Raw genomic sequence first — 6,429 nt, 5'->3', positions numbered from 1 at the left:
CGCTGGCGGCCGCTGGCACTGGCGCCGGCATGGCGCTGTTCAGCAGTGCGCCGACCATGGCGGGCACCAGCGCGTCGGTGGCGGCGGTGGCGCCGGCATCGGTGGCGTCATCGGCGCCGGCCGCGCTGGCCTCGGTGTCGAGCGCCAGCGGATCGGTCAGCTGCAGCAGCTGGGCGAACAGCGGGGCGCGCTCCTGGGTCTCGTCGGCCGGCTCGGCGGCGTCGCGGGCCGGATGGCTGACCGGGTCGTTCTGGCTGGCGGGGACGGCGCTGCGCGGGCCGGGGGCCGGCCTGGCGCTGGCCTGCTGGTTCCTGCCGTTGCCGGTCAGCGGCGGCGACTTGGGGGGAACCCGGGGCACCGTGGCGCCGCCGTCGGGGCTGGCCTGTCGCGTCGGCATGCTGTCGAGCCCGCCATGGTTGGCGGCCACCGGAGCGGTCAGTTCGGCTTTCGCGGCTTTGGCCGCGGCGGTGGCGTTCGAGAGTGTCATGCTCATGCTTGGATTCCGGTTTCTAACTGTTCGCTGTCCAGCGCGTACGCCAGCCAGCCTTCTTTGTTGGCCTGCATGTCGTGCAAGCGCCGGCCGAGGTCCTCGGTGGCGGCGTTGCATGCCTGTACCGCTTGTTCGTGGAGCCCGCGCAGCGCCGCCAGGGCGGCCCGTTCGCTGCTGCTCCACTGGCCCTGCGCCGCCATCTGCGGCAGCGCGGTGGCCATTAACGTGTTAATCGCCGCCAGCGTCTTCCAGTCCTGGGACGCGATGGCGGCGCTCATCTTCTGCGCCAGCTGCAGCAAGGTGCGTTGCCTATCCATTTTTGGCCTGTACACCCAGCCAGCCCTTTTTGATGGTGGTCAGCAACGTCGTCACTTCGTCGATGATGGTCGGGTCCAGGCTGACGCCGGCCGTGTACAGGCGGCCGGCGCAGTAGTCGTACAGGCGGCCGAGGTTTTCCACCACTTCGCCGCCGTTGTCGAAGTCCAGCGAGCTCGACAGACCGTTGATGATGTCGGTGCACTTGTTCAGGCTGTTGGCCTTGAGCTCGTAGCGCTTGCCGACGATGTGGCCGCGCGCGCGCGCCAGCTCTTCGAGCAAGCCGTCGGTCAGCACCAGCACCAGTTCGATCGGCGACGCCCGTGCCACCTGGGCGTCCAGATTGGTGGAGTGATAACTGCTGTAAGCTTCGTGGTTCAACATGGTGTTCACCGTACGGGTTGTGGTTCGTTAGTTATTACTTGGCGAGAACATCGCCGTGAACATGTTCGACGTGCTGGTCATCGACGACTGCAGCTGCTGCAGCGCGCTGAACTGCGCCAGGTAGCGCTTGTAGGAATTGTCGAACTGGGTCTGCAGCGCCACCTGGCGCTTGGCGACGTCGTCCTGCACCTTGCTGGCGGCGGTCTTGCGGCTGCCGATCAGGCCGGTCGCGGAATTGGTCCAGGTGGTCACCAGCTTGTTCATCTTGCCCAGCACGCCGGCGTCGGCCGCCAGGCCGGCGCGGCCGAACAGCGTGTCGATCTTGCCGGGATCGGCGGCCACGGCTTTCTGCAGGCGGGCCGAGTCCAGCGACAAGCTGCCGTCGCGCGCGGCGGTGATGCCAAAGCTGATCAGCGACTTGCCGCCGGTGACGGCGCGCAGCGCCGAGTTCAGCGCGGCGCGCAGCGCGGTCACGCCGGAATCGCCGTGCAGCGCGGCGTCGGACGAGCGCGGGGTGCTGTCGGTGGGCGAGGTCGGCGTGTGGTCGCCCGCCGCGGTGACAGTCTTGAACACGCCCAGCAGCTTGTTGTAGGCGTCGACGAAGGCTTGCACGTTGGCGGTGGTGGCGCTGTTGTCGGGGCCGATGGTCAGCTGCACCGGCGTCGCGCCCGCCGTCTGCGCCTGCTTGACGGTGAACTTGACGTTGTCGATGGTGCTGAAGGTGTTGGAGGCCTGGGTCACCTTGGTGCCGGTGTTCTGGTCGCCCATCCAGACGATGGCGTCCTTCGCGGCCGACTCGACCTTCTGGGTCGACAGGTCCGACTGCAGGCCGGCGTCGGCCAGGCCGGTGACGTCGATCGAGGCCACCGCGTTGTCGGCGCCGGTCTGGGTCGAGGTCATCACCAGCTTGGTCTGGCCGTTGACCGTCATGGTCGAGGCGGTGACGCGGGAATTGTTGGTGGCGGCCACGTTGATCGCGGCGGCGATTTCCTTGGCCGACAGCTTGCCGTCCATATTGCTGTCGGCGTTGGCCAGGTCGACCTGGAAGTTCGAGCCGTCGGCCAGCATCACCTTCAGCGAGCCGGCGCTGGTGGCGGCGCTGTCGTTGACGTTGTACGACACCTGGCCGGCGGTGGCCAGCTGCTCGACGTAGAACGAGTACGTGCCGGCCACGGCGTTGGCGCTGGCGGTGCCGGTGGCGATCGCGGTGTTGCTGCTGGTGGCGGCCGCCGCGCTGACGCTGGCCGTGCCGGTCACCAGCGACTGGATCGTCGACTGGAACGCGCTCAGCGCGCTACCGAGCGTGGTGAGGGCGGAGACGGTGGCGGTCGCCTGGGCATTGCGGGCGTCCAGGTTGGCCTTGGTCGGCGCCACATAGGCGTTGGCCAGGTTGGTCGCCGTGGTTTGCGGGTCGTAGGTTGGACTGCTGATGACTGCCATGATCGTGCTCCCGGTAAGGATGATTGAAGTGTACCCTGATATAAGGCGACCTTAATCGTTTCCCTATGAAAATATTCCTAACTTTTTTTCGCCACAGCGCTATTTTTGGCCGCGTATCCACAGTTGTGTTGCCAATTCGTCCTGTTGCTTGCGTTCCTGGACATTTTGCTGGGCCAGCACCACTTTTTGCTGCTTGCTGAGCACCTTGCCCAGCACCTCGCGCTTGGCCCAGGCCGCGTTGAGCGCCTGCTGCGACACCGCCATGTCGGCCTCGTGCATGTGCAGGTCGAGCCGGTGGCTGTCGGCCATCTGCATCACGGCCTGCTTGTAGTCGCCGCAATTGCCGGCCAGCGCGGGATGCAGGTTGCCGCTGGGGCCGCTGTTGGTGTACAGCCCGGTCAGGCGCTCCAGGTTTTTCTGATAACGCTCGCGCAGGCTTTCCTTCTCCGCCAGCTCGGTCTGCAGGCGCTCCACCTCGGTGTTGCGCAGGGCCACCAGCGTGGTCAGGTTGCGGATGTTGTGTTGGCTCATGTCATCAGCTTTTCAAGTTGGTGGACGCACGGCGCGAACGGCGCTTCTTCCTTGGTACCCTGGCACAGGAAATCCTCGACCTTGGGGTGCAGCTGCACCGCCTTGTCGGTGACCGGATCGGCGCCCGGCACATAGGCGCCCAGCGGGATCAGGTCGCGCACGCGGTCGTGGCGCGCCATGCTGGCCTTGAGCGCGCGCGCCGCCAGCATGTGTTCGTGGGTGATGACCTGGGCCATGCAACGGCTGATCGAGGCGGCGATGTCGATCGCCGGGTAGTGGCCGCGCTCGGCCAGCTCGCGGGTCAGCACGATGTGGCCGTCCAGCACGGCGCGGGCGGTGTCGACCACCGGATCCTGCTGGTCGTCGCCCTCGGCCAGCACGGTGTAGATCGCGCTCATGCTGCCGTTCTGGTTCTCGCCGTTGCCGGCCGATTCGATCAGTTGCGGCAGCGCCGAGAACACCGACGGCGGGTAGCCCTTGGTGGCCGGCGGCTCGCCCAGCGCCAGCGCCACCTCGCGCAGCGCCATCGCGTAGCGGGTCAGCGAATCGACCAGCAGCAGCACGTTCTTGCCCTGGTCGCGGTAATGGGCCGCGATCGAGTGGCACAGCTCGGTGGCCATGATGCGCATCAGCGGGCTCTCGTCGGCCGGCGCGATCACCAGCACGGCCTTGGACAAGCCTTCCTTGCCGAGCGACATCTCCACGAATTCGCGCACCTCGCGCGAGCGCTCGCCGATCAGGCCGACCACGACCACGTCGGCCACGGTCTGCCGGGTCATCAGGCCCAGCAGCACGGACTTGCCGACGCCGGAGCCGGCCATCAGGCCGACCCGCTGGCCCTTGCCCAGGGTCAGCATGGCGTTGATGGCGCGCACGCCGACGTCGAGCGCCTCGGTGACCGGTTTTTTCTTCAAGGGATGGATGCGCGGCGGCAGCGGTTCGAGCGGGAAGTCGCCGGACAGCTTGCCCAGGCCGTCGATCGGCTCGCCCAGGCCGTTGACCATGCGGCCCAGCCAGCCGGAGCCGATCTGCAGGTTCACTTTTTCGGGGGAGGGCAGCACGCGCGCGCCGGTGGTCAGGCCGATGGCCTTCTTGAACGGCATCAGGAACGACAGCTTGTCGCGGAAGCCCACCACTTGCGCGTCCAGCCACTCGCCGCCGACTGTCTCAATCTGGCAACGCTGGCCGGTGTGCAGCGGGCAGCCCACCGCCTCGAGCAGCAAACCGGACGCCCCCACCAGGCGACCGGTCGGGGTCGCCATGGGCACGGAACCCAGTTCGAGATTGCGTAAGGCGTCAGCGATCACTCTTCGCTCTCCGGTTCATCGCCGCCGTCGGCAGCTTGGAGTTGATTATCGACCTGTTCCATGACAGCCGCAAGACGTTGATGACATCCGGCATCGACTTCATTGTCGCCGGCCTTGATGCGGCATTCGCCCACTTCCAGGCGGGCATCCGGGATCAGGTTCCAGCGCTTGGAACGTTTCGGGTCCAGCTCGGCGATGCGCTTGAGCTCTTCCGGATTGAGGAACACGTCGATCTCCTCGCGGGTGGGCGGCATCGACGCCAGCGTTTCCTCGACCAGGGCCATCAGCTGCACCGGCTGCAGCGCCAGCTCGGCGCGGATCACCTGGCGCGCCACCTTGGCCACCAGGTCGACCACTTCCTTGCGCTGGGCCGCGCGGTAGTCGGAGCGCAGCTTCTTCAGGCTTTTCAGCATGGCGTCGACCGGGCGCGCCATCTGGTCGTAGGCCACCAGGGTTTCGTGGCGGCCTTCCTCGCGGCCCTGTTCCTGGCCGGACGCGCGCCCGGCCTCGAAGCCGTCCTCCTGGCCGCGGGCCAGGCCGATCTCGTAGCCGTCGCGCTGGCCCTGTTCGAAGCCCTCGCTGACCGAGGCGGCCCACTGGGCGCCGCCGTCGCCGCTCTGGCTGTGGCTCTGCGCCACCGCGCGCTGGTGCGCGAGGTTGGTGAACTGGGCCAGCGGCGGGAAGCGGTAGGCGCGGAACTGCTTCATTCGATCACCTGTTCGGCGAACAGCTGGATCTCGATCTCGCCGACGTCGGCCAGCGCCTTGACGGTGGCCATGATTTCCTGGCGGGTTTGCTCGATGCGCGACAGCGGCATCGGGCCGGCGCGCCGCATCATGTCCTCGAAGGCCTGGGCCTGGCGTTTCGGCATGGTCTTGAGGATGGCGTCGCGGATCGACACTTCGGCGCCCTTGAGCGCGATCGCCCATTGCTCCAGCGGCACTTCCTCGATGATGCGGGTGATCGCCACCTCGGACTGGTTGCCGAGGATGAAGAAGTCGTACATCGACAGCTCGATCTTGGACACCACGTCCGGGTCGTGCGCGCGCAGCAGCTCGACCATCTGCGCGCGGTTGCTCGGCAGGCGGTTGAGGATCTCGGCGGCCTGGCGGATGCCTTCCACGCTGGTGCTCTGCGAATCGAACGACGACAGGCAGCGCATCACCAGCTCGTCCAGCTCAAGCAGCAGGTCGCGGTCGACTTCCTCCATGCGGGCCAGGTTCAGCAGCACCAGGTCGCGGCCGTCGGCCGGCAGCGCGTCGATGATCTGGCCGGCCAGCGCCGGCGGCAGGAAGGCCAGGAACACCGCCTGCATCTGCACGTGCTCGTTGGAGATGTACTCGGCCAGCCACTTGGGCGAGGCCCACTGCAGGCGCGCCATCTTGGGCCGCAGCTCGTCGCCGTAGATGTTGTTCAGTACGGTGTTGGCGAGGTCGCCGCCCAGCGCCAGGTCCAGCGAGCGCTTCAGGTAGCTGCGCGAGGCGCCATGCACGCCGGACTGCTGGCGGTAGTCGTCGAAGAAGGTCTGCATCGCGGTCTTGACGGACTCGACCTTGATGCCGCTCATGCGCGACATGACCTGGGTCACTTCCAGCAATTCCTCGCGCGTCAGGCAGCGCAGCACGGCCGCGGCCGGCTCCTCGCCTATGCTCAGCAGCACGATGGCAGCCTGTTCCACCGGCGACAGCTGGGCGTTGTGGACTGCGTTGCCGTAGTCCTCGTCGTTCTGCGGGTTATTGAGTTCGGCCATTTTTCTGCATCCATTGTTTGACGACTTCGGCGACACGTTCCGGTTCTTTGGCGGCCAGTACTTTCAGGTGGTCGACCATGACGTCGACGGCCGAACCTGGCGGCGGCAGATCGTAGTTTTCCAGCAGCGGCACCACCGGCATGCCCGGCTGGACCAGGGCGCCCGGCAGGGCAGGGGCTGCGCCCGGCGCGCCCGGCGCGGCCTGGCCGGCC

General features: G+C 67.2%; 7 protein-coding genes and 2 pseudogenes. All 9 read right to left on the bottom strand.

The window, feature by feature from the left end; translation table 11 throughout:
- Nucleotides 1-493: pseudogene (locus GTP90_RS34450) on the bottom strand (flagellar hook-length control protein FliK); the annotation flags it as partial.
- A complete protein-coding gene (locus tag GTP90_RS34445) occupies nt 490-807 on the bottom strand; it encodes a hypothetical protein (protein WP_117011416.1) in 318 nt (105 codons plus the stop codon). The pseudogene GTP90_RS34450 and the gene GTP90_RS34445, both read right to left, overlap by 4 nt.
- The gene (gene fliS / locus GTP90_RS34440) at nt 800-1,189 is read right to left on the bottom strand and encodes a flagellar export chaperone FliS (RefSeq protein ID WP_117011509.1); all 390 of its coding nucleotides are present in this window, start codon (nt 1,187-1,189) and stop codon (nt 800-802) included. The genes GTP90_RS34445 and fliS overlap by 8 nt, the downstream gene beginning before the upstream one ends.
- A gap of 27 nt (nt 1,190-1,216) precedes the next feature.
- Nucleotides 1,217-2,629 carry a flagellar filament capping protein FliD gene (fliD, locus tag GTP90_RS34435; protein WP_161087733.1) on the bottom strand — a complete coding sequence of 471 codons (1,413 nt, stop codon included), beginning with the start codon at nt 2,627-2,629 and terminating at the stop codon, nt 1,217-1,219.
- 99 nt (nt 2,630-2,728) lie between these two features.
- The gene (gene fliJ / locus GTP90_RS34430) at nt 2,729-3,160 is read right to left on the bottom strand and encodes a flagellar export protein FliJ (protein WP_161087732.1); all 432 of its coding nucleotides are present in this window, start codon (nt 3,158-3,160) and stop codon (nt 2,729-2,731) included.
- Nucleotides 3,157-4,467 (bottom strand): flagellar protein export ATPase FliI, encoded by a 1,311-nt coding sequence (gene fliI / locus GTP90_RS34425; RefSeq protein WP_161087731.1) that lies wholly within the window; start codon nt 4,465-4,467, stop codon nt 3,157-3,159. The genes fliJ and fliI overlap by 4 nt, the downstream gene beginning before the upstream one ends.
- Nucleotides 4,464-5,174, bottom strand: coding sequence for a flagellar assembly protein FliH (gene fliH, locus GTP90_RS34420; RefSeq protein ID WP_161087730.1), 711 nt, complete (start codon nt 5,172-5,174; stop codon nt 4,464-4,466). Before fliH ends, fliI begins: the two co-directional genes overlap by 4 nt.
- Complete coding sequence (locus tag GTP90_RS34415) at nt 5,171-6,217, bottom strand: flagellar motor switch protein FliG (protein WP_161087729.1); 1,047 nt, start codon at nt 6,215-6,217, stop codon at nt 5,171-5,173. Before GTP90_RS34415 ends, fliH begins: the two co-directional genes overlap by 4 nt.
- Nucleotides 6,201-6,429, bottom strand: a pseudogene (locus tag GTP90_RS36565) (flagellar basal-body MS-ring/collar protein FliF); the annotation flags it as partial. The pseudogene GTP90_RS36565 and the gene GTP90_RS34415, both read right to left, overlap by 17 nt.

The organism is Duganella vulcania (genome assembly GCF_009857655.1).
GTDB classification, from domain to species: domain Bacteria; phylum Pseudomonadota; class Gammaproteobacteria; order Burkholderiales; family Burkholderiaceae_D; genus Rugamonas; species Rugamonas vulcania.
The sequence above is the reverse complement of the archived record's forward strand: the minus strand, read 5'-3'. Positions and strand labels throughout refer to the sequence as shown.